1 protein-coding gene is annotated in these 1,991 nt (G+C 73.5%); it reads left to right on the top strand.

Going from position 1 to position 1,991, the window contains the following annotated elements; all coding sequences use genetic code 11:
• The coding region (locus tag RBJ65_RS41970) for a beta-ketoacyl reductase (protein WP_306332217.1) at positions 1 to 1,991 on the top strand (1,991 nt) is incomplete at both ends.

Below are 1,991 nucleotides of genomic sequence, written 5' to 3'. Positions count from 1 at the left end.
ATGAGTCAGGTCCTGCCGAGTGACGGCCGGATACGACTGCCGTACGCATGGGAAGGCGCCACGCTGCACGCCTCCGGTGCCTCCGCGCTGCGCGTGTCCGTGTCGACCGTGGGAGACAACGCGATACGGCTGCGCGCGGCGGACGGCGCCGGCATGCCTGTGGCAGAGGTGGCATCGCTGGCGATGCTGCCGGCCGACCTCACCGACCTCGGCTCCGCGGCCGTCACCCGGGGCTCCCTGTTGCGCCTGGAGTGGACGCCCGCGCCGACGGCGGACGCGGCACCGCCCACCCGACTCTCTCTGCTCGGCCACGACCCGTTCGGCCTGCGCGCCGCGACGGCGGACGGCGTCGACTGGCGACGGTTCACCGAACTGTCCGCGGCAACCGGCGACTCGTCGGACGTGGTCGTGTGCATCGAAGGGGACGAGACGGCAGACGTCCCCGAAGCCGCCCGCGCGGCGCTGTACCGTGCCCTCGACCTGGTCCAGGCATGGGTGTCCGACGACCGCTTCGGGGAGGCCCGGCTGGTCCTGGTGACCCGGCGCGCGGTGGTGACCGAATCCGGTGAGCCCGTACCGGACCTGTCCACCGCGCCCCTCTGGGGCCTGCTCCGCTCCGCGCAGAGCGAGCACCCCGGCCGACTGGTGCTGGCCGACGTGGACGAGGACGCACGCTCGTCGGCCGCGCTGCCGTCCGCGCTGGCCGGGGGCGCCACCCAGTTCGCGCTGCGTGCTGGACGGGTCGTGGTGCCGAGACTTGCCAGGGCGAGCTCTCAGCACGGCCCACGGGGACCCGAGAGCATGCCGGGCGGGCCGGAGTCCGAGGGCTGGAGCGAGCCGGAGACCCCGTCACCGTGGGACACCGACGGCACCGTACTGATCACCGGAGGTACCGGAACACTCGGCAGGCTGTTCGCCAGGCACCTGGTCACGCAGCACGGGGTGCGGCACCTGCTGCTGGTCTCCCGGCGCGGACCGGACTCCCCAGGAGCCGCGGACCTGGTCGCCGAGCTGTCCGGGCTGGGCGGCGAGGTGACGATCGCCGCATGCGACGTCGGCGACCGGGGCGCGCTCTCGGCACTGCTCGCGGCAGTCCCGGCGCGCCGCCCGCTCACCGGCGTGGTGCACGCCGCCGGGACCCTGGACGACGGGCTGATCGCCGGGATGCCACCGGAGAAGATCGACGCCGTCCTCACACCGAAGCTGGACGCGGCGTGGAATCTGCACGATGTGACCAAGGACCTCGGGTTGTCCGCGTTCGTGGTGTTCTCCTCGATCATGGGCACGATCGGCAACGCGGGTCAGGCGAACTACGCCGCCGCGAACGTGTTCCTCGACGCGCTCGCCCAGTACCGCCACGCCACGGGGCTTCCTGCGACGTCGCTCGCGTGGGGGTTCTGGAGCGAGCGCAGCGAACTGACCCGCGGCCTGAACGACGCGGACATCGCCCGCATGGCGCGCACCGGGCTGAAACCACTTCCGTCGGACGAGGGCGTCGCACTGTTCGACGCGGCACTCACCCGCGGCGAAGCCACCGCCGCACCGGTCGCGCTCGACCTGGACCAGCTGCGTGCGCAGGCCGCGGGGGCGACCCTGCCGGAGGTGCTGCGCGGGCTGGTACGGGCGCGACGTGCGGCGACCACCGCCACGGCGACCGCGTCGACGCTCGCCGACCGGCTGGCCGGCCGCACGGTCGAGGACGTCGACCACGAGCTGCTCGATCTGGTGCGCTCCCACACCGCCACCGTGCTCGGCCACGTGGGCGCCGACTCCGTACAGCCGGCCGTCGCGTTCAGGGAGCTTGGCCTCGACTCCCTGGCAGCGGTGGAACTCCGCAAGCGGCTCAACGAGGTCACCGGACTGCGGATGCCGGCCACCGTGGTGTTCGACCGGCCGACCCCTTCCGCGCTGGCCGCGTTCCTGCGCGAGGAGTTGCTCGGCGGGAGCACCCAGGCCGTCGCTCCGGCCGCTGCGGCCGCCACTGCGGAGGA

Origin of the sequence: Streptomyces sp. KL109B, from assembly GCF_030766935.1 — a bacterium.
Classification (GTDB): domain Bacteria; phylum Actinomycetota; class Actinomycetes; order Streptomycetales; family Streptomycetaceae; genus Streptomyces.
Note: the sequence above shows the minus strand (reverse complement) of the source record. Positions and strands in the feature narration are given on the sequence as shown.